Raw genomic sequence first — 19,328 nt, forward strand, 5'->3', positions numbered from 1 at the left:
ACCTCAGCAACACCGAAAGTGCTCGATAACACCGAAAGGCAGAAATGACAGTCCTGCGCACCAGACGATCACGGATCACCGGACTGATCGGGGCCGCGCTCGCCGCAGCGCTCCTCGTAACCGGGTGCTCGGCCTCGGCCGAAGACTCGAAAATGGCATCCTCTCCCGGTTCGGAGGGGAACGCCCTGCCCGCTGCGGAAGGAACGACCACCTACCCGCTGACCCTGGAATCGCCATACGGTACAAGTATTCTCGAGAAGCGACCGGAGCGGATCGCCGCGATCGTGCCCAATGCCGTCGACACGGAAATGCTCCTCGCGCTGGGCGTCAAACCCGTCCTCTCCTCGTCGATGGTGAAGGAATCGGCTTCCCAGTCGTACTTGTTGCCCTACGACGCAGAGAATCTCGACACCTTCGAGTTCGCGATGGGTGGAACACTTCCCGTCGAAGCGATCGCCGCGAGCGAACCGGACCTCATCGTCGCCGTCGGCTGGGCTGACGGCCTGGGTGGTTTGTCCATGGGCGATTACTACGAGCGTTTGTCCTCCATCGCACCGGTGGTGACGAGCCCCGACACGAAGTCGCGGATGCTCGTGCCGTGGAAGGAGTCGATCCGTGTTCTGGGCGAGACCCTCGATCTCTCGAATGCGGCTGAAAAGGTTGTGGCAGAGCATGATCAGTACTTCGCCAGAGTGCGTGAGGAGAACCCGCAACTCGCGGGTCTGACTGCGACTTGGGCGATCTTCTACGGCACGGGCAATGGGCTGCAGTATCTTTCAGCGCCAGGTTCGGCGCCGGCAACATTCCTGGGTGAGCTTGGTTTCGCCGAGAATCCGCGTGCGAAGGAGTTCGTCACCCAGAGCACGGTCGGAGAGGAACTTCTCGAGAACATCGATGCGGACTTCCTGCTGATCGGCCGCAGCGCCGCTGGCAGCGAAGAGGATTTCGACAAGCTGACCGGCGGGAAGCTCTTCCAAGCACTCGGCGCTGTGTCCTCCGGTCATTGGGTTGGCCTGCCTCCTCGCACCGCCGACGGCGGGGATGTTCTGTGGGCAATCACGAGCGGTGGCCCGATCGGAACGACGTGGGCGGCTGAACATATCGTGCCGCTCATCAGCGCGAAGCTGTAGACGGACAACTGGAGAACGGAAAGCACTCACCCGTCGCCACATGATTGTGTGGCGACGGGTTGTTCGTACAGCAGGTGTCCCGGGTTGGGGTCACCGATGGAACGAAAAAAGCCGCGCAACCTGGGGTGATCGGTCCGGCGGTAAAGGTGTGCGATCTCGTTCGCCGTCCGGGCTGCATTGGAGCCTCCCTGTTATAGCGCTCGATGGGGTGCGGTGTGCCCAGTCGGAGTGCGGTGGCGCGGTGTGCGACGATCCGCGGGTGGGAGAACAGGCGGATCGTCTTGCTCGTGGCGAGTGGTATCTCGATGATGACGAGCTGCGGGAACGGCGGCTTGAGTGTTGGCGTCGACTCGACTCGTTCAATGGGGCTGCGGCGGACGACGACGCTGTCCGCTCACGGGCTCTCGCTAGCCTTTTTGGTGAGGTAGGTGACGGAGCTTTGGTGGTGCCGCGGTTCCAATGCAGCTACGGACACAACGTTCGGCTTGGAGCCAACGCATTCGTCAACGCGAACGGGTTCTTCATGGATGATGCGCTGATCACGATCGGTGCGGACGTGAGGATCGGGCCTGGAGCCCAGCTGATGACAGCGTTGCACCCTGTCGATGATCATCGACGGCGCCGCGAGGGATGGGAGCGAGCCGCTCCGATCGTCATCGGCGAGAACACGTGGCTCGGTGCCTCCGTCACCGTCGGTGCAGGAGTTTCGATCGGTCATAACGCCGTGATCGGTGCCGGAAGTGTGGTTTTGCATGACATTCCCGATCACGTCGTTGCTGCTGGATCGCCTGCAAGGGTTGTCCGTCGTACACCTGCCGAAGTAGAAGGACTGCAACGCGAGCACTAGGGCTTGCGATGTCAGAGCGTTATCGTGCGGGTGGGCTCCCAGATGGCGGGGTCGCGGTGGGTGACGACGAAGACGGTAGCCGCCAATTCCCGCACGGCGCCGGCGATGCGGCGCTCGGTGCCCTCGTCGAGAGCCGAAGTAGCCTCGTCGAGTACCAGGACGGGAGCGTCTTTGAGGAAGGCACGAGCGATCGCCACCCGCTGACGTTCGCCACCGGAGAGAGCGGATCCTTGGTGACCGATGTCCTGATGAATGCCGAGCGTCGAGCGGTCGAGAACGGCGCCAAGGACAGCGCGCCTGGCGGCTTCCTCGATCTCGGTTTCGGTAGCACCCGGTCTTCCCAGTCCGATGTTCTCACCGAGCGTGCCCGAGAACACGAGTGGATCTTGTGGCACGTAGCCGATATGAGCAGCCAGGTCGTCGTATGGCAAGTCGCGCAATGAAACTCCGCCGAGAGTGACGCTGCCTTCGTCCGGGTCGTCGAAGCGCATGAGCAGTCCGAGAAGGGTGCTCTTCCCCGTACCCGAGCGCCCTGCGACGAGAACACGCTCCCCGGCGGGGATCTCCGCGTTGATGCCGCGCAGAACCGGAGCGTGGTCCACTGCGACGACCTTGATGTCAGTTCCAACAGGGCGCGCGGCGTCCTGGGACGCGGGCTCGGGTAGTGCGGGAGCCGAAGTCGCGGCGCGATAGTCGCGAACCGTTGCACGCAGTTCATTGACTCCGATTCCGGCCAGAGCGAGTTCGTCGAGCGGGGCAGCGGCGCGGGCGGTGAGGATGACGAGCGCGAGAGCGGCTGCGGGATCGTCGAATCCGGTGGCGGCGAGGAAGATCACTGCGCCTGCCAGCGGCACAATGGTGGCGATCGCCGAGATGAATGTCGCTGGTGCCGCGGCGAGATTGGTCCGTGCAAGCGCGGTTTCCTGATCCCGCCAACTTCGCTCGATACGTTCGACGGAACGTGTGGGACCGGCTGCCGTGCGCAGTAATTCGAGATGATCGGTGAGCTCGAGAGTCGACTGCGTTGCTGCGAGTTCGGCCTCGTGCCGGCGCGCGTCCGCTCGGCTGAGAGCGCGTTGGGCGAGCGTCTGAGCCGCGAGCGACACGGCGAGCAGTCCGCCGACGAGCAGCATGACGCCGGGCCCCGCGACGACCGCGACTCCAGGAAGTAGGGGCAGCGGTATCAGCGGCGTAACGAGGAAGGTCTGAAGTTGGTGCGCGGGAACGCTCATCAGTGACGGGATTCCGCGCCCGGCGACGGTGGCGAGCAGCGCCCGGTTGTCGTCGGTGAACCACGACAGCTTGGTGCGGGCGAAGGCGTCGCCGAGCGCATCGTAGAGATCGCCGACGAGTCGAGCCCCGGTGAAGTAACCACCCCGCGAGACCAGGACGGTCACGAAGAGAGCGATTGCGGCCGTGGCCAGCACGAGAACCGGCGACCGGTGATCAGCGATCGAGAGGGCGAGGGTGGTGTACGCGATCGCCTCGAGGACAGCAACGGACACCCAACCGAATCCGATGGTGATCAAGCGGCGACGGGCTGCATTGGCGCTGTTCATTATTCGGCTCCAGTCAGGGCGGCATTACGCGTGGCGGCGTTGTGCGAGTTGGGACTGTCGAGGTCGAGTCGATCGTCGGCGTCGTCTGCAAGAGCAGGGTCGTGGGTGACGATCACGATCGTCTTCCCTTCAGCGTGCGCGAAGTGGCGCAGTTCCTTCAGCAGTTCGGCCGCTGTCCGATCGTCGAGCGCACTGGTCGGCTCGTCGAGCAGCAGTACTGCTGCGGGCGAGAGGAATACCCGAGCGAGCCCGACTCGCTGACGTTCCCCTCCGGAGAGTGAAGTGGCGTCGGTGTCGAGGCTGATGTCGATCTGTGCCCGGCGTAGTGCGGCGGTGTATTCCGCGTCCGTTGCATCGGGGGCGGCCAGTGCGATGTTCTCGCGCACCGTGGCCGGCAACACGTCTGCGCCCTGGGGGGAGAGCAGAATGGACTGTGGCCGCAGGTTCTCGTCGATCGTGACGACGCTCTGGCCCGCGTAGCGGACGGTACCGAGTTCCGGGATCTCGAAGCCGGCCAGTGCTTTCAGGAGCGTCGACTTGCCCGCTCCACTCGGTCCCGTGATCGCAGTGATCGCGGCTGGGCGGAATGCATGCGTGACGCCGTCGACGACTCTGCGGTCCGCGATCATGACAGTCAGGTCGACGATCTCCAGGCGGTCGGAGGGACTCGACGCCGGAAGGGTGAGTGCTTCACCGGCAGGGAGGGTGGGTTCGTCCAGGGCAGCGGCGAGCCGGACTGCAGCAGCGCGTCCAGCCGCGACGTAGTCGAGGCCGTGCCCGAGCCGCAGGGCCGGTGTCACGATTGCGAGGCTGAAGAGAATAGTGGCGGCCAATGTCGTTGCATCCCAGCGATATCCGACGGCATAGGCGATCGCGAACGTCGCCGTCGCCTGCATGAGGGCAACCGCGACGGCCGCGGGGGTAGCCACGAGTCGAACGCGCTCCTGCATTCCCCGGGTGAACCGTGCTGTCGATTCTGCATAGTCGGCGGCAGCGCCGGTCTGCGCGCCGTAGATCCGGCAGACGTGGATACCGCGGGCATAGTCGTCCACGGCGGTCACGATGTCGCCCATGACATCCGCACTTTCGGCGCTGTGCCGAGCGGCCATTCTGGGGATTACGAACAAGTAGAACAGTGCTGCCACGATGCCGGGAGCGAGAGCGAGAAGCGCTACGGGGCCGGCTGAGGCAACCAGTACCGCGATCGTGACCGCCGGGACCACGATCAGTGTCGCGAACTCGGCCGGTAGGTGCGCAGTCATATGGTGCAGCGCCGAGATGTCATCCGAAACGAGCCTCCTCAGTGCGTCTCCGCTGTAGCGGGACAGCGTGCTTGCGGGCAGTCGAACGAGATGAGCTGCGAGCTGGCGTCGAAGCCTGGCCTCGAAGAGCGACTCGGCGTGATGCGAGAGCCACGAAGACGTGGCCGCGAGCGTTACCCCGGTGAGCCACAGCCCACATGCCCACCCGGCCCAAGTCATCGACGGTTCACCGATGAGTTGCACGACGCTCCAGAGCGCACCGAGCATCGCGACCCCCGACGCTGCCGCCGCGAGCACCCCGGCGGCCAATGCAGGCAGCGCCGGGCGCAAAGCCGGGACCAGCGACGGTTCGACGAGAGGGCGGGGCATGGATAACTCCTTGAATCAGCGTCCGAGTGCAGACACGACAAATGACCGAAACCCAAGGCTAGGCTTCGGTCGTCACGTCCAGTTATCGCGATGCGCCGATTTCTTACACCCGAATGGGTCGTACTTCGGTCTTCAGGATGCGGCCGAAATGGAACTCATGACGTCTTCCCATACGCTCATGACCGCGGATTCGGTTGGGCCAGTCTGAGTGAACACGGCTACGCACTTGCGGCGGAAGTCGTACACCTCGACAGACGTCGTCAAACCGTGCACTCCGTGGGTGCGGGTCAGCCAACACTCCGAGACGCCGTTCAGATCGATCATCGTTCGGCAGGTGTCCGAGGCTAGAGTCAATGTCCCGCCGAACATGGCTGCGGCGTCGAGATCACCGCGGTGGATCTGCAGGCAGCCGTTGCCGGCGACGACTGTCGTGACGGGCAGTTGATGGTAGGACAGGTGCTCCATCCCGGCAGCCATGAGGTGAGGATCGATTCTCCGGTAGCCGAGGGCACCCAGAGCGACCAAGCCGCTACGACGTTCGGTGCCGCTGTCCGCGAGGATGAAGTCGAGCTCAGCTGATCGGCCTCGGCCCAAAAGGCGGGAGTATTCGATGTCTGGACGGGAGTGCTTGATTCCCTCGCAGTGTTGGGCGCAGTTCGCATCGCTTCGAAGGCGAGACGATCCGAGGTCGGGGTCAAATACGTCGTGTGTGAACTCGATCCGTGGGTATCGAACATCCGAAGCGTCGGGGGCAGGTGCAGTTCTGCGTCAGTGGTCACCACCGAACCGAGGGTAGAAGGGTTCAAACGTAGAGAGACGAGTCCGGGCGTGCAGACCAACGGATCGCCGGGAACTGTTGGAACGGCGTACTTGCCCGAGTCGTTGACAGCCACCGGACCTGCAACGGTGATTGCTACGGCGTCGTCCAAGAGCGGCAACATTTTGCCGACTACCTCAGGTGCGGTGTCGATCAGTCCGCCGCGGAAACCCGGACGCGCAAGCAGTGCATCCAGGTCCGACATGCGCCCCAAAGCCGCGCAACGGCATTCGCCACGGTGCGGGCACATCTCAGTAGACATCCCGTAGATACCGCTTCGATCGTTTGAGGTTGTTGACGTAATCCTCGGCGGCGTCCGCATCCAACCCACCGTGCTCGGCGACCGCCTCGTGCAACGCGTCGTCGACGTCCTTTGCCATCCGGGTCGCGTCGCCGCAGACGTACACGTGCGCACCGTTTTCGAGCCAGTCGAACAAGTCTCGGCCCTGTTCACGCATACGAGTCTGGACGTAGATCTTCTCGGACTGATCACGCGAGAATGCGAGATCGAGACGCGTCAGGACACCGTCACGGGTCAGACCGTTCAACTCGTCCTCGTAGATGAAGTCACTCGACTGATGCTGATCGCCGAAGAAAAGCCAATTCTGCCCCGACGCGTTGCGTGCGCGACGCTCGTGCAGGAAAGCGCGGAAGGGTGCGATACCGGTGCCGGGTCCGATCATCACGACGGGAGCAGTGTCATCGGCAGGTAGGCGGAACGAATTGTTCTTGGAGACAAAAACTCCGACCCGATCTCCCTCGCCGACGCGGTCCGCCAGGTACGTCGAGCAGACGCCGCCGCGGTCCCGCTCGCCCGAGCGGTAGCGCACACTCGCTACCGTCAGATGCACGGTGCCGTCGTGGGCCAGCGGGCTGGAGGAGATCGAATAGACCCGATGTTGCAGCGGGCGCAGAAGTGCAAGCAGATCTTCGGGATTCAATCGAATGCTGTTGTCCAACTGCAGGAGATCGAGAACGTCCTTGCCCCACAGCCACGCATCGAGCGCTTCCCGATCTTCCGTGTCGAGAATGTGCTGCAGTTCGGCGTCGCCGCTGCGTCGGGCGATGTCTTCGATCAAATCGCGCGAGGGAATCGAGATCTCGTAGTCGCTGGTCAACACCTGGTCCAACGGTGCGGACGAGCCGTCCTTCGCGGTGACGACGTAGTCACTGCTCGCACCGAGCTGAAGGATGATCGCCTCGACGAGAGCGGGGTCGTTGATCGGGCGGATGCCCAATCCATCTCCGGCCTCGTAGTCCAGACCGTCCTCGCCGAGCGCAAAGGTGAAGTGGCGGACTTCCTTGGCGGAGTCCTCGCCGGACAACAGTCGGTTGGCGAGGACGGTTGCAGGATAAGGGTTCTTGCGAGTCCACTGGGACTTGGTCTTCGTCGGAGTGGACGCAACCGGCGAGGCAGCGGCCCCCGCATCACCGTCGACACCGGCTACCGCAGCGACCGCCCGAACGATCCACTCGGCCGCCGGATCCTCGTAGTCGACGTCGCAATCGGTGCGGTCGACAACCCGGGACCCGCCGAGTGCTTCGAATCGGGCGTCGATGTTCTTTCCCGACTGGCAGTACCCGTCGTAGCTGGTGTCACCGAGTGCGAGTACTCCGAAGTAGAGACCCTCCAGCCTGGGCGCACTCTCGGATTCGACTGCATCCCAGAACAGCTGCGCGTTGTCAGGCATCTCGCCCTCGCCGTAGGTGGAGGTGATGACGAGCACCCGGCGCATGGCGGAAAGTGCATTGATATCCACGGTGTCCAGACCCGCGACAAGTGGTTCGAGACCGTGGGCACGAGCAGCTGCGGCCGCGTCTTCGGCCACGGACTCCGCGTTGCCGGTCTGGCTTCCGTAGAGGATGTGCACTGCTGCGCCGGCAGTTCTCTCCACTGTCGCTGTTGCAGCACCGGTTTGACCGGGCATGACAGTTCGTGAGTGTAGACCGGCCAGGAATCCGGAAAGCCACGCGCGTTGGTCGCCGTTGAACGGTGCGTATTCGGGGATGTACGGGATTTCCATTTTGAAGCTCACCTACGTTCGGGGGAGGAGGTCAGGACACCAGGTCGGGGATCGTGCGCGAAGCGAACAGTTCGTCGAAGTTCGGCAGTGATCCGAGCTTGTCCCGATTCTTGTTGTCTTGAAACAGAATCCAGCCGTACGTCGCCGGGCTGTCCATGGCTAACACGTTGCGCAGGCTCAGCGCCTGTTTGTAGTCGTCGACGCGCTTGGCTGCAATCAACGCAGCCAACTGTTCGTCGTCGTAGCCGGCCAGAATCTCTTTCGAGTACTTGACCAAGTGCTGGACGAGGGCGAAGTCCTCGGTCAGCACCAGGTTTCGGGCCGCCTTCTGCACTGCTGGATCGTCGGGTCCGGACGCACCCGGCGTGCGGGCGGCGGCGAGTTGTTGTGCGAAGTGAAGCACGGTGTACGCACTGAGCAGCGCATACATTGTCGCGGTATCGGTCTCGCCATAGGCGGGGACTGCTCCGTTCAGTGCGGGGCGCCCATCGCGCACTGCGAGTTTGAACGTGCGGACCTGACGTGCTGCGATGGCGGACGCCAATTCTTCGAGAAGCTCTTTGTGCGACTTCGCAGCCAGGATTGCATCGCTGTCCTGGTAAAGCATCAATGCCTTGGGCATGGCGTAGACGAACGAGTGCTGTTCGACTTCCCAGTTCTCGAGCAGTCGGGTTCCGAGTGCGGATCCCGTTGCTTCCACATGCAGTTCGAGCAGGAGTTGTACCGCGTGGTTGTGGACGGCGGCCAGAGGATCGGTCGCAGCGGTGATCGAACCCAGCAGTACGGAATCGGTACTTGCTCGCAGTGCCAGTTCGCCGCGAGGGTCGTACTGGTAGAAGAACCCGCCGCTCATGCCGTTGCCGACACCCTTGCCGAACTCGCCGAGATTCACGACAGCACCGTTGGTCATGTACTCGCCGGCGAAGTCGCCGACACCTTCGACGACAGCACTGGCGCCGGAGTTGCGAACTGCAAAGCGATCGCCTGCTTCACCTTCGACGAACACTCGTCCGCCGGTGGCGCCGAAGAGCGCGAAGTTGCCGATCAACACGTTTCCGCCGGCGTCACTGGAGCCGCCGCCTGGGCTGCGCACGGCAATCACGCCGCCGCTCATGCTCTTTCCCGCACCGTCGTTACATGTCCCGGTGTGTTCCAGGTGCATGCCGTCGTTGCAGAATGCGCCGAACGACAGGCCAGCAGATCCGGTCGTCAGGACGCGCACGCTGCCCGGAGCCAGATATCGTCGCCCACGCTCGTCAGTCAGTACCCCCGGAGCGAGAAGGCCGGCCGCTCCGTAGTTGAGTTCGCGTTCGAGGTCGATCGCCAACTGCCCACCGACGCTCTTGTTCCGGTTACCCAGGTGCAGTGCACCTTCGGCGAATTCAGGTCCGGACACGGCGACCGAGGCCTCGCCACGGTTGAAGAGCACCGTGCGAACCTCGTCCATGATCTTCTCGTCGAGCGCGTACTCACGCTCGAGGTACACGGGATTGTCGACGGTGATGTTCGGGGCGGACTCGAACATCGCGTCCAGTTTCAGATTGCCGACGATGGACGGGTGATCGAGCAGATGCAGGAGATCAGTTCGACCCCGCGCTTCCTGAAGGGATCGCATTCCCAGATTCGCGAGCAGTTCCCGAGTTTCGTGAGCGATGTTGAGAAGGTACTGCGCCATGGCGCGGGGATCGCCGTCGAACAGTTCCGGGTTGGTGGTCAGACCGGCCGGACACTTGATGTTGCAGTTCTTGGCCATGACGCAGCCCATCATCATCAGCGCAGACGTACCGAACTCGAAGCTGTCTGCGCCCAGTAGCGCGGAAGTGATGATGTCGCTGCCGGTCTGATGCGCGCCCGAGCATCGCAGAACGACTTTCTGGCGAAGCCCGTTGGCACACAAAGCTTGATGGACCTCCGCGATACCGACCTCGGCCGCACGACCCGCGTACTTGAGGCTGGTCACCGAAGCGGCGCCGGTGCCACCGGTGTTTCCGGCGACGTTGATGACGTCGGCGCCGGCCTTGGCGACACCGACGGCGATGGTGCCGATTCCTTCCGAGGACACCAACTTCACGATCACCCGGATGCGCGCTGCCTTGCAGTCGTGGATGAGCTGAGCGAGGTCCTCGATGGAGTAGGTGTCGTGGTGCGGCGGCGGCGATACCAGTTCGACGCCGGGCGTTCCGCCGCGGGCAGCAGCAATGTCGACGGTGACCTTGGCGGCCGGAAGCTGCCCGCCCTCACCGGGTTTTGCGCCCTGGCCGAGTTTGATCTCGATCTCTTCGAGCATCGGGTCGGCGAGGTATCCCGCCCAGATTCCGAAGCGTCCGGATGCAAACTGCTTGATGCGCGACGCACGAATCGTGTTGTAGCGCGAAAGGTGTTCGCCGCCTTCGCCGCTGTTGGACATCGCGCCGACCATGTTCGTGCCGTGTGCGACGGCTTCGTGCGCCGGAGCGTTCAGTGCGCCATGACTCATGGCACCCGACGCCAACTTCGGGGTGATGTCGCTGGCGCTCTGTACCGCGGAGAGAGGAACACCTGCCGGTGCGACCCTCAGCTTGGACAGGAACTCTGCCCCGATGCCGGTTGCCCTCAGCGCAAGATCCGGTGTGATGGCTTCAATGGTGATATCGGCGGCAAAGGTGGCGCAGAGAGCGTCGCCGAGCGCTTTTGCTCGCGCGCTGTCACCGGCCAGTGGACCGTCCAGGCGAAGCGTGTACCGGTCGTCGGCGGCGGATTCACACTGGACTCCGCGCATCACGATCGTAGTGTTGCCGCGTACCGAGAATCGGCTGATCTGCTCGGCGAACTCGGCTGTCGTAACCGCAAACGTGACGTCGGCGGGAACAGAGATGACGTCGCGCAACGCTGCGGGCCGACGCGATCGTTCCGCAGCCATAACGGTAGAAAAGTCCCGGTACCCCGCGGTGATGTCGAAGTCGTCGATTTGTTCGGTGGTCAACCGGTCGAAGCTCGTTGCCCGGTAGGCCCCGGCGTCGAGGCGGAATGCGTCGTCGAGTCGCCCGAGTGGAAGCAAGCGAAGAGCGTCGAATTGTTCGGTGCCGGAGGGACTGTCGAACGCGATCTTCTCTTCGGTGAGCTCGACGTACTTGCGGACTGCGGTGGTACCGAACGAATGCCCTGCGCCGTCTGCGCGCTCCTTGAACAGGCCGAGCAGTGGCAGGTCCTTTTCACCCTCGACTTCGCTTGCACGCTCGTGCCACTGCTTCGAGGTCACCGCGACGGTGTCGAAACCGACGCCGCCCACCGGTGACTTCATGTTGGGGAACCACTGGCGCAGAACAGGGTCGGACGTATCGAGGAAGTTGGGTTCGAAGAACTCTCCGCCGATGTAGCTCTCGACAGTGCACAGGCCGACGCGTCCCATCGTCTTCATGAGGGATTTCTCGGCAGCCTTCGCGAAACGCCTGAACGCGGCATCCGGATCAGCGGCGAACTTCTCCTCGGCTCGTAACTGAACGGAGAGCGGGTAGACGGCGGAAGCGCCGAATCCGAGTGCAGCCGCAACGTGGTGGGAGGACTCGATCTGGCCACTCTCCACGATGAGAGAGACACGCAATCGCAGGCCTGCGTCGATGAGGCGTTGGTTCAGTGCTCCGACGACCATGATCGCGGGAAGCGTTGCGCGCTCATGAGATACGTGCCGGTCGGTCAGGACTGCGATCCCGCCCTGTTCTGCTGCGAAGGCGACAACGGCGTCGCCGAGCGCGGTCATCGCGTCAACCATCGCCTGCGCGTCACCCGCGGCGGGGTAGAGCATTTCGAATCGGCGATGCGGGGTGTGCTTCTGTTCGCGGATCTTGAGCATGTCCAGATGCCCGAGGATCGGCGACGAAATGACGATCTGCTTGCCCTGTCCGGCTGTCATCTTCGCGCCCAACGCGACCCGGAGGGTCATGCCGTCCGCTTCCCGGATGCTGTCCAGCGGAGGGTTGGTGACCTGGGCGAATCGCTGCGAGAAGTAGCGTGCCACACCGCCTTCACGATCGGAAAACGCGTTGATGGCGTTGCCGTAACCCATGGCCGATACCTTCTCGGCTCCGTGCGTGAGCATCGGATCCATCAAGAATTTGAAGCTCTCCTGATCCAGGGAGTACGCCATGTAGCGCTGATGAACCTCGAACGTTCCGTTGTAGCGCGTTGGTGAGCTGACCTTCTCCGCAGGTACAGCGGGGATGTCTTCGATCAGGATTCGTGACTGCTCCAGCAGAGACCGGTAGTCACGCTGTGCGGCAATCTTTTCCAGGGCTTCGCTGGCGGTATAGGTATGGCGATCGCGATGATCGAAGTACAGCATTCCGCCGGCCTCGACGCGTCCACGGTGAATCACCGTCTCGGGTGCGAACGCGATCTGTCCGGCTTCGGAGAATGCGCACACGTAGTCGTGTGTCTCGATCGTGCGAAGTGGACGCAGGCCGAGGCGGTCCAGGCGGGCGCCGATGATGGTGCCGTCGCCGAACACCAGCGCTGCCGGTCCGTCGTTCTTCTCCTCGTACAGCGAGAAGTACTCGAACATCGCACGCACTGCGGGGGAGAGAGTGGTGTCGTTTTCCCAGGCAGGGGGCATCATCGAGACCACAGCTGTCACCAAATCGACGCTGTCCTCGATGACGCGTGCTTCCAGAGTCTGATCGAGCCGGCAACTGTCGGACTGACCGGGCGGACGGACGATCGCACGTCGTTTTGCGCTCGCCACCGCAGCTTCGGAGAGCCGATTCTTCTTGTCCGTGTTCAGTTCTCCGTTGTGAGCCATGAACCGGAACGGCTGCGCCATCGTGGGATGCGGGTCCGTATTGGTCGAGAACCGCGTGTGGAAGTACATCGTGTGGACAGCGTGATCGGGGTCGACCAGGTCGCGGAAGTACGGGATCACTTCGTCGGAGTTCAAGCGGCCCTTGAGAACCTGAGTCCTCGCGCTGAGGGACAGTGGGTACAAACCGCGTAGTGCAGGCGTGTTGTACGCGATTGCCTCGATGGCGAGCAGGGCCTCGTGCACGAGGCGATCGACTACCGCAGGCTCGGGACGCGGAGTGGGGACCTCGAAAATCCACTGCCTGACCGGAAGTTGATGCGCGATCGCGGCCGGCCGAATCGCCGAGTTGTCGACCGGGACGTCGCGCACTGCGAGAGTGGTGAAACCGCGATCGAGAAGTTCACGTTCGACCAAGGCGGCAGCGCGTGCATGCTGGGCGTCGTCGTCCGGAAGGAAGAAGTTGCCGACGCAGAAGCGTCCGGCGCGAAGGTCGGGGCGCCCGGTTACCTTGCGGAAGAACCGGAGGGAGAGGTCCACCGAGACGCCGCCGCCGTCGCCGACGCCCTCGGAGGACATACCGCCGCGGTGCGGAACCGAGCAGAGCGCTTCGCGGCCCTTGATCAGGACATCGTGGGTCTGCACGCCGTCCTTGCGCGTGATGAACCCGACCCCGCAACTGCTCTTGTCATCTGCGGGGTCGTACAAACCGACGATGGACGTGCTCACTGCAGCAACCTTCTCCCTGTCCTGGTTGCCCGGAGATTGATCGACCGGGCAGATACGACGGCATGGTTTCCGTCAGGGCAGGGCGTCGCTGCTTCGATGAAGCGGCACCCGAATGGGATCAGACTACTGAGTAGAGGCTTACCTTAGTCAACTCTGCTGGGTGTGACTTGGATCTGAGCAGGTCAGAGGGTTGCTTTGTAGGCAAGTGCGTAGGCGATCTTGCCCGGCTTGTCGTCTGTGTACGGCTTCGACAGCTTTGCGAACTCGCCCTTTGACTCCGCTTTGCCGTCGTTCCAGGCCGGCAGGACTCCGAGATCGGTAGCCGTGAATCCGCTGTCGACGACGGCATCGCCCGCCAACGCGGTCTGTGCTTTGGTCACCGACTTCACGGTGGCCAGGTAGCTGGAGAGGTCGTCGCGATTCCAGTTGGTGAGGTCGACGGGCGCGGCGTCGCGGACCCACGCACCCCAGTAGAACTCCTGGAACGGAATCGTGCCGGCGGCGAATCCGATGTCGCGGGAGAAGTACATCAGGCTGCGGTACTTGTCGTCGGCGAAGTTGGCCAGGCCGACGCTCTTCGGCAGGGACTGGACCGGTACCTGGTTTCCGTCCACGTCACGCGACCAGACCCACTTGTTCTTTTCCATCTCGGTCCAGAAGGCGCCTTCACTCAGGTCACTGAGGTTGCCGAGAACCCGCAGTCGCACGTGCAGGTCGGGGCCTCCGTCGGCCGTCTCGATGAAGGACGTGAGGGTGTGGTGACCGTCGGTCAGGTAGAGATCGCCGCGGGGGCCGACGACCACGGTCTTCATGGGCGCGATGCTCTCGGCGGTTTCCTGACCCACTGGAAGCTGGCAGGTGAAGGACGACGGGTCCTTCAGCGTCGAGGCAGGAGTAGCGGTCGCAGCCTGGATCTGGCCGTTCGCCTCGCACCAGTCGTCGAACTTCTTGTTGATCGTGTCTTTTCCGAGCGTGTATCGCCCGAGCTTGTAGTACACCTCGTCGTAGCCGAGGGAAGGCTGCGTCGCATGAACGTCGCCGATGCGCACGTCCAGAAGGTCACCTTCTTTGGCGCACAGGTACTCCGAGCCGCCGGCGGAGCCTGAGAACGAACCGGTGGAGATTCCGTCACACGCGAGGGGAGCGGCGACAGCGGGTGTGCTGACCAGTGTTCCGGCGCCGAGCAGTACCAGTGTTGTGAGTGCCGAGATGGCGGAACGACGCATGTGGGGATCTCTCCTGAGGATGGGTTCGCACGTGAAGAAGCTTGCGTCACAATCGCTCAGGGTGGTTTCGGACTTACTGACAACAGACGTCCGCGCGGTGGATACCACGTGAATTCACGTCGTATCCACCGCGCGGTGAGCCTGTTGGTTGATCAGCTCTGTTGGTTGATCAGCCCTGCAGTTGATCAGCCCTGCAGTTGATCAGCCCGGCAGTTGATCAGCCTTTGTAGTTGTAGAAGCCCTCGCCGACAGCGACGCCGAGCTTGCCTTCGTCGATGTAGTTCTTCTTGATGTAGTCGGCGAACGCGCGCTGCTTCTCGCCGCCCTGGGAGGAGATGTTGTAGACGGTGGTCAACCCGACGACATCCATGATCTGGAAGGGGCCGAACGGGGCTCCGGTGCCGATACGCCACGTCTTGTCGACCATGTCGGGATCGGCGATGCCGTCGATCAGCAGGTCGGATGCTGCATTGAGGAGCGGGACCAGGAGCGAGTTGAGTACGTAGCCCGCCTTCTCCTTCTTGAGTTCGATCGGCACCATGCCGATGTTCTTCGCGAATTCGACGACCTCGCGGTACACGGCGGGGTCGGTGGACTCGGTGCCCATGACCTCGGCAGTGTTGTTGACCCACACGTGATTTGCGAAGTGCAGTGCGAGGAACTTCTCGGGGCGGCCGGTGAACTCCTTGAGGTCGCTCGGCAGAAGCGTAGAGGAGTTGGTTGCGAACACCGTGTGCTCCGGAGCTACTGCGGCGAGCTTCTCGTAGGTGTCGCGCTTGATGGCGATGTCCTCGGGAATTGCCTCGATGACAAGATCTGCCTTGGTCACGGCTTCGGCGAGGTCGTACGAGTACGTAATACGTTGTAGCGCTTCGTCGGCCTTGCCTTCCTTGGCGCCCTCGACGTTTTCGGCCTTGTAGGCCGCGGCCAACGAGTCGAACCGAGCCTTGGCCTTCTCGATGACCTCGGCGTTGATGTCGTACGCGACGACGTCGAATCCGTGATAGGCGGTCTGATAGGCGATCTGCGAGCCGAGAACTCCGGTACCCAGAACGGTGATCTGCTTCAGTTCAGTCATTTTCGATCCTCAATCCTTTTCGGTGGGTAGTCCGGCAAGCGTCAATCGAACTTGTGCGGCAACGATGTTCGTGAGTTCGTCAGCCGTGATCCGGTCCAATGCCGCGCGGGCTATTTCGAAGTGCAGCACGTTGGAAATCGTTCGCGCTGCAGTGATGGTTCGGGTGGTGTGGTTGGGGTGCCCCTCGAGCAAGATTTGCGCAATCCGCGTTTGCAAGCGCTGCGAGAGTTCCAGACCTTCGGCCCGGAAACATTCGCTGGGCTCGCCGAACAACACTTCGCGTTGGTAGATACCGGTGTTCTCGTCGTTTCGGCGACTCGCGATCAGCAGGGGTGAAACCAGCTCGAGTACACGATCTTCTGTGCCCGTCGATTTGGCCTCACGCTCTTCTCCCAGTTCGATCTGCTTGCGGTACTCCGCGTTGTACACCATGAGCAGTAGCTCGGCTTTGCTTGCGGCGTAACGAAAGAGGGTGCCACCGGCTACATCGGCGCGATCGGCAATTTCTTGAGTTGTGACTGCGCTGTAGCCCTTTTCCGCGAACAGTTCGGCCGCGGCGTCGAAGATGCGTGTCTGCTTCTCGAGTTTGTTGCGTTCACGACGACCCAACTCTTGGTCCGATTTCGTCATCCCGCTCACCTCGTCTCATTTCGGATCACGCTCATAAATGAGTCTACTCCGAAATATTGAGAGGGTGGGGTCTCCTCCGTCACATCACCGCAGTCCGCTGACCCAACCGGCGAACACGTCGGAGAACACGTCTGCTTCGCACGCATGCGCCGATTCGGGGTAGGCACATTCGGGGTATCCGGCGACGACGGCGGCAAGTTCGGCATTGCAACACTGCGCCAAGAGGCCGCGCAGGAGGTCCGCGGCCGACCAGCCGGCGATGGATGCTGCTGGGATCCCCTCTTCCTCGTACACCTTCACCAGATCGTCATGCCTCCAGGACAATTCCTCGGCCACCAGTGCATCGGGATTGAAAGACATGGCGCGGTCGAGTGATCCGCGCAGAAGCGAGTGTGGATCGTCCTCACCGCGCAGCCTGGTCGCGAGGTCGGCCGGTGCCTTCTGCATGACGAACATCCAGGGTTTGCCGTCGGGAAAGACTCCGCCGAAGCCTGCCACGTTGAAGGGGAGGTGGCTACTGAGAAAATCTGTCTCCACGTCGACGTGCTGATCGTCTCCGAGGTGAATGAAGTGGCCGGACGCGATCTCCTCTCCGGTTGCCGGCTCGGCCCACGTGTTGTTCCACAGGTCGGTCATCCGACTGCCGTCGGGAAAATCGAGAACCTCGAAGAGGAATCCCATGTCGTCACCACTCTCCGTCGAAGTGGGTGGTTACTCCACCGGTGAGTCGAGAAACCGTTTGAGCCGAGGTCGCGAGGACGACTCGGCTTGTCTCGAAGGTCATCTCGTCGCGTTCGGTGTCCTCCGATTCGGGATCCTCGGCGAGTGAGAAGTCGAGTTCCACCTCTCGATCGGTGCTGGAACAGACCGAGATCATCAGCCCGAGTCGTTCGTCGGTGAACGCCGGAAGCGATTTCTCGGGATGAAAGTCTGCGGCCGCGTGAAAGAAGAACGCCGCCAGCCGTTCGACGAATCCTTCGTCGGTGTGTCTGCTGAGATACTGATTGAACCGATCGGGGCTGAGCAGGCCTACGTCGAAAACGAGTGTGGGTACGTCGGATTCGAAGACAGCGGCGGGTACCGCATGACTGCGAAGGAATACCGCGGCGCCGCCGTACCCCGGCAACCTGAACCCATCACGCATCTGGTGTACTCCCGTCGCAGAGGTGTCCTGTCCACGCTAGGCCATAGCCCGGACGCGTGCTGCTTACCGGACACGTCGGTTGATGGAAGAATTACCGCCTATGAGCGCTGTCCTGTACCCGCCCGTCGAACCGTACGAGTCGGGACTGTTGGAAGTGCCCGATCGTCAGAGCCTCTACTGGGAGACCGTCGGTAACCCGGCCGGTGTCCCGGTTCTCTATCTCCACGGTGGCCCCGGTTCCGGGTGCACTGTCGGTGCCAGGCGTTTTTTCGATCCCGAAACCTTTCGCGCAGTTCTGTTCGATCAACGAGGCTGTGGGCGCAGCCTTCCTCTCGCGAGTAGCCCGGACGTCGATCTCACCGTGAACACGACGGCGCACATCCTCGACGACATCGAGCGTCTTCGTGAACATCTCGGTATCGAACGATGGATCGTTTCCGGCCTTTCTTGGGGCGTCAGTTTGGGTCTGGTGTACGCCCAAGCGTTTCCCGAGCGGGTGATCGCGATGGCTTTGGGCGCGATCACCGGCGGGACGAGAGTGGAAATCGAATGGATCACCCGTGCCATGGGCAGGATATTTCCGCGTGAATGGGAAGAGTTCGTCGCGCCGCTGCCGGTGGAAGAGCGTGACGGGAATCTCCCGGCGGCATACGCGCGACTGCTCGCCGATCCGGATCCTGTTGTGCGGGAAAATGCTGCGGTGCAGTGGTGCCGCTGGGAAGACGTACATGTGTCGCTGATGCCGGGGTGGACTCCGAGTGTTCGATACCAGAATCCGGACTTCCGTCGGGTGATGACCAGGCTGGTCACGCACTACTGGGCCAACGATTGCTTCCTCGCGCCGAATCAGATCCTGGACGGAATGGACCGTCTCGCCGAGATTCCCGCGATTCTCGTGCACGGCCGGTATGACATTTCCGGACCACTCGATACTGCCTGGGCGATCCACCAGCGTTGGCCGGGCAGTGAGTTGCTGGTGCTCGACGAAGCCGGGCATGGCGGGGGTGGATTCAACGAGGCAATTGTGGAAGCGCTGAATTCACTGGCTCATTCGGTCTGATCGAGTGCTCCGGCGTGCGCCGCAGCGAGCGCGCCGGCAGCAGCGCGATCGGCAACCGACTGGTCGACAGGTAGATCGGCGACCAACAGGCGATAGTAGATGGGCGCGGCGACGGCCGCCAGAAGATCAGCAGCTGAGACCTTCTCGGAGATTTCCCCGCGTTCGACTGCTCGGCGGACCACTATGTCGGCCAGTTCGTAACGTGCGGAATAGAACTCGCGCTTGAGTCTTGCCACTTCTGGCGTACGAACCGCGTCCGAGAACAGTGCAGCCACCAACGCGCCGCCCGACTCGCTTGTCACCAGTGCGACTATCGATCTGGCCATCTCGCGCAGGTCGGATTCGATGGAACCGGTATCCGGGATGGGGACGGTAGTTGCCGACACCTCGACAGCCGCGTCGGCCACCAGTTGGGACAGCGTGCTCCATCGCCGGTAGATGGTGGTCTTGTGGACTCCGGAACGGGCGGCTATGTCCTCGATGCTCATCGCTGCAAATCCGCGTTCGGACAGTTCGGCCGCGGTGGCAGCCAGGACGGCCTCGCGCACTCTGGCGCTACGCCCTCCGGGCCGTTGTGGTGTCGAGGTCATGGGTAAACCTTATCGCAACAAGGTGTTGTGTTAACTGGAGACACGTGGTTCACTGAGCTAATGCAACTGATCGTTGCATTAGAGATGAATTG

14 protein-coding genes and 1 pseudogene are annotated in these 19,328 nt (G+C 62.5%); 4 read left to right on the plus strand and 11 right to left on the minus strand.

Annotated features, from left to right (window positions below; all coding sequences use genetic code 11):
* Positions 1-44: 44 nt before the first annotated feature.
* From FEZ59_RS21515 to FEZ59_RS21520, 3 genes and pseudogenes are all read left to right on the plus strand, one after another.
* Positions 45-1,130: an ABC transporter substrate-binding protein gene (locus FEZ59_RS21515; RefSeq protein WP_172933178.1), complete on the plus strand. Its 1,086-nt coding sequence runs from the start codon at positions 45-47 to the stop codon at positions 1,128-1,130.
* Between the two features lie 40 nt (positions 1,131-1,170).
* Positions 1,171-1,548: pseudogene (locus FEZ59_RS30455) on the plus strand (maltose acetyltransferase domain-containing protein); the annotation flags it as partial.
* Positions 1,549-1,575: 27 nt separating this feature from the next.
* A complete protein-coding gene (locus FEZ59_RS21520; protein ID WP_346343243.1) occupies positions 1,576-1,977 on the plus strand; it encodes a DapH/DapD/GlmU-related protein in 402 nt (133 codons plus the stop codon).
* A gap of 11 nt (positions 1,978-1,988) precedes the next feature.
* Here FEZ59_RS21520 and FEZ59_RS21525 read toward each other — a convergent pair whose 3' ends face one another.
* From FEZ59_RS21525 to FEZ59_RS21570, 10 genes are all read right to left on the minus strand, one after another.
* Entirely contained in the window at positions 1,989-3,536 is a 1,548-nt protein-coding gene (locus FEZ59_RS21525) for an ABC transporter ATP-binding protein (protein ID WP_172933180.1), read from the minus strand.
* Positions 3,536-5,167, minus strand: a complete 1,632-nt coding sequence (locus tag FEZ59_RS21530; protein WP_172933181.1) for an ABC transporter ATP-binding protein — start codon at positions 5,165-5,167, stop codon at positions 3,536-3,538. Before FEZ59_RS21530 ends, FEZ59_RS21525 begins: the two co-directional genes overlap by 1 nt.
* A 132-nt stretch (positions 5,168-5,299) precedes the next feature.
* Positions 5,300-5,761, minus strand: a complete 462-nt coding sequence (locus FEZ59_RS30110) for a hypothetical protein (RefSeq protein ID WP_242459893.1) — start codon at positions 5,759-5,761, stop codon at positions 5,300-5,302.
* Positions 5,762-6,235: 474 nt separating this feature from the next.
* Positions 6,236-8,008 carry a sulfite reductase subunit alpha gene (locus FEZ59_RS21540; RefSeq protein ID WP_172933182.1) on the minus strand — a complete coding sequence of 591 codons (1,773 nt, stop codon included), beginning with the start codon at positions 8,006-8,008 and terminating at the stop codon, positions 6,236-6,238.
* Between the two features lie 31 nt (positions 8,009-8,039).
* Positions 8,040-13,508 carry a glutamate synthase-related protein gene (locus tag FEZ59_RS21545; RefSeq protein WP_172933183.1) on the minus strand — a complete coding sequence of 1,823 codons (5,469 nt, stop codon included), beginning with the start codon at positions 13,506-13,508 and terminating at the stop codon, positions 8,040-8,042.
* 182 nt (positions 13,509-13,690) lie between these two features.
* On the minus strand, positions 13,691-14,734 hold the full coding sequence (locus FEZ59_RS21550; RefSeq protein ID WP_172933184.1) for a ParB/Srx family N-terminal domain-containing protein: 1,044 nt from the start codon (positions 14,732-14,734) through the stop codon (positions 13,691-13,693).
* Positions 14,735-14,951: 217 nt separating this feature from the next.
* Positions 14,952-15,812, minus strand: a complete 861-nt coding sequence (locus tag FEZ59_RS21555; RefSeq protein WP_069145366.1) for a 3-hydroxyacyl-CoA dehydrogenase — start codon at positions 15,810-15,812, stop codon at positions 14,952-14,954.
* Between the two features lie 9 nt (positions 15,813-15,821).
* Positions 15,822-16,442: a TetR/AcrR family transcriptional regulator gene (locus tag FEZ59_RS21560; protein ID WP_021333352.1), complete on the minus strand. Its 621-nt coding sequence runs from the start codon at positions 16,440-16,442 to the stop codon at positions 15,822-15,824.
* 84 nt (positions 16,443-16,526) lie between these two features.
* A complete protein-coding gene (locus FEZ59_RS21565) occupies positions 16,527-17,123 on the minus strand; it encodes a hypothetical protein (RefSeq protein ID WP_020909569.1) in 597 nt (198 codons plus the stop codon).
* Positions 17,124-17,127: 4 nt separating this feature from the next.
* Positions 17,128-17,586: a hypothetical protein gene (locus tag FEZ59_RS21570; RefSeq protein ID WP_019745870.1), complete on the minus strand. Its 459-nt coding sequence runs from the start codon at positions 17,584-17,586 to the stop codon at positions 17,128-17,130.
* Between the two features lie 100 nt (positions 17,587-17,686).
* Between FEZ59_RS21570 and pip the strand changes: the two genes are divergently transcribed.
* On the plus strand, positions 17,687-18,646 hold the full coding sequence (gene pip / locus FEZ59_RS21575) for a prolyl aminopeptidase (protein ID WP_031331457.1): 960 nt from the start codon (positions 17,687-17,689) through the stop codon (positions 18,644-18,646).
* On the opposite strand, the gene FEZ59_RS21580 is transcribed toward pip, so the two are convergent.
* Entirely contained in the window at positions 18,634-19,236 is a 603-nt protein-coding gene (locus tag FEZ59_RS21580) for a TetR/AcrR family transcriptional regulator (RefSeq protein WP_051253138.1), read from the minus strand. The genes pip and FEZ59_RS21580 overlap by 13 nt on opposite strands.
* Positions 19,237-19,328: the final 92 nt, after the last annotated feature.

It is taken from the genome of Rhodococcus sp. MS13 (assembly GCF_013277835.1).
Lineage (GTDB): Bacteria > Actinomycetota > Actinomycetes > Mycobacteriales > Mycobacteriaceae > Rhodococcus_F > Rhodococcus_F erythropolis.

Bases quoted from the DNA above. Each gene is read 5' to 3' on its own strand.
- FEZ59_RS21515 (WP_172933178.1), top strand. From the start codon at position 45: ATGACAGTCCTGCGCACCAGACGATCACGGATCACCGGACTGATCGGG.
- FEZ59_RS21525 (WP_172933180.1), bottom strand. From the start codon at position 3,536: ATGAACAGCGCCAATGCAGCCCGTCGCCGCTTGATCACCATCGGATTC.
- FEZ59_RS21530 (WP_172933181.1), bottom strand. From the start codon at position 5,167: ATGCCCCGCCCTCTCGTCGAACCGTCGCTGGTCCCGGCTTTGCGCCCG.
- FEZ59_RS21540 (WP_172933182.1), bottom strand. From the start codon at position 8,008: ATGGAAATCCCGTACATCCCCGAATACGCACCGTTCAACGGCGACCAA.
- FEZ59_RS21550 (WP_172933184.1), bottom strand. From the start codon at position 14,734: ATGCGTCGTTCCGCCATCTCGGCACTCACAACACTGGTACTGCTCGGC.
- FEZ59_RS21555 (WP_069145366.1), bottom strand. From the start codon at position 15,812: ATGACTGAACTGAAGCAGATCACCGTTCTGGGTACCGGAGTTCTCGGC.
- FEZ59_RS21560 (WP_021333352.1), bottom strand. From the start codon at position 16,442: ATGACGAAATCGGACCAAGAGTTGGGTCGTCGTGAACGCAACAAACTC.
- FEZ59_RS21565 (WP_020909569.1), bottom strand. From the start codon at position 17,123: ATGGGATTCCTCTTCGAGGTTCTCGATTTTCCCGACGGCAGTCGGATG.
- FEZ59_RS21570 (WP_019745870.1), bottom strand. From the start codon at position 17,586: ATGCGTGATGGGTTCAGGTTGCCGGGGTACGGCGGCGCCGCGGTATTC.
- pip (WP_031331457.1), top strand. From the start codon at position 17,687: ATGAGCGCTGTCCTGTACCCGCCCGTCGAACCGTACGAGTCGGGACTG.
- FEZ59_RS21580 (WP_051253138.1), bottom strand. From the start codon at position 19,236: ATGACCTCGACACCACAACGGCCCGGAGGGCGTAGCGCCAGAGTGCGC.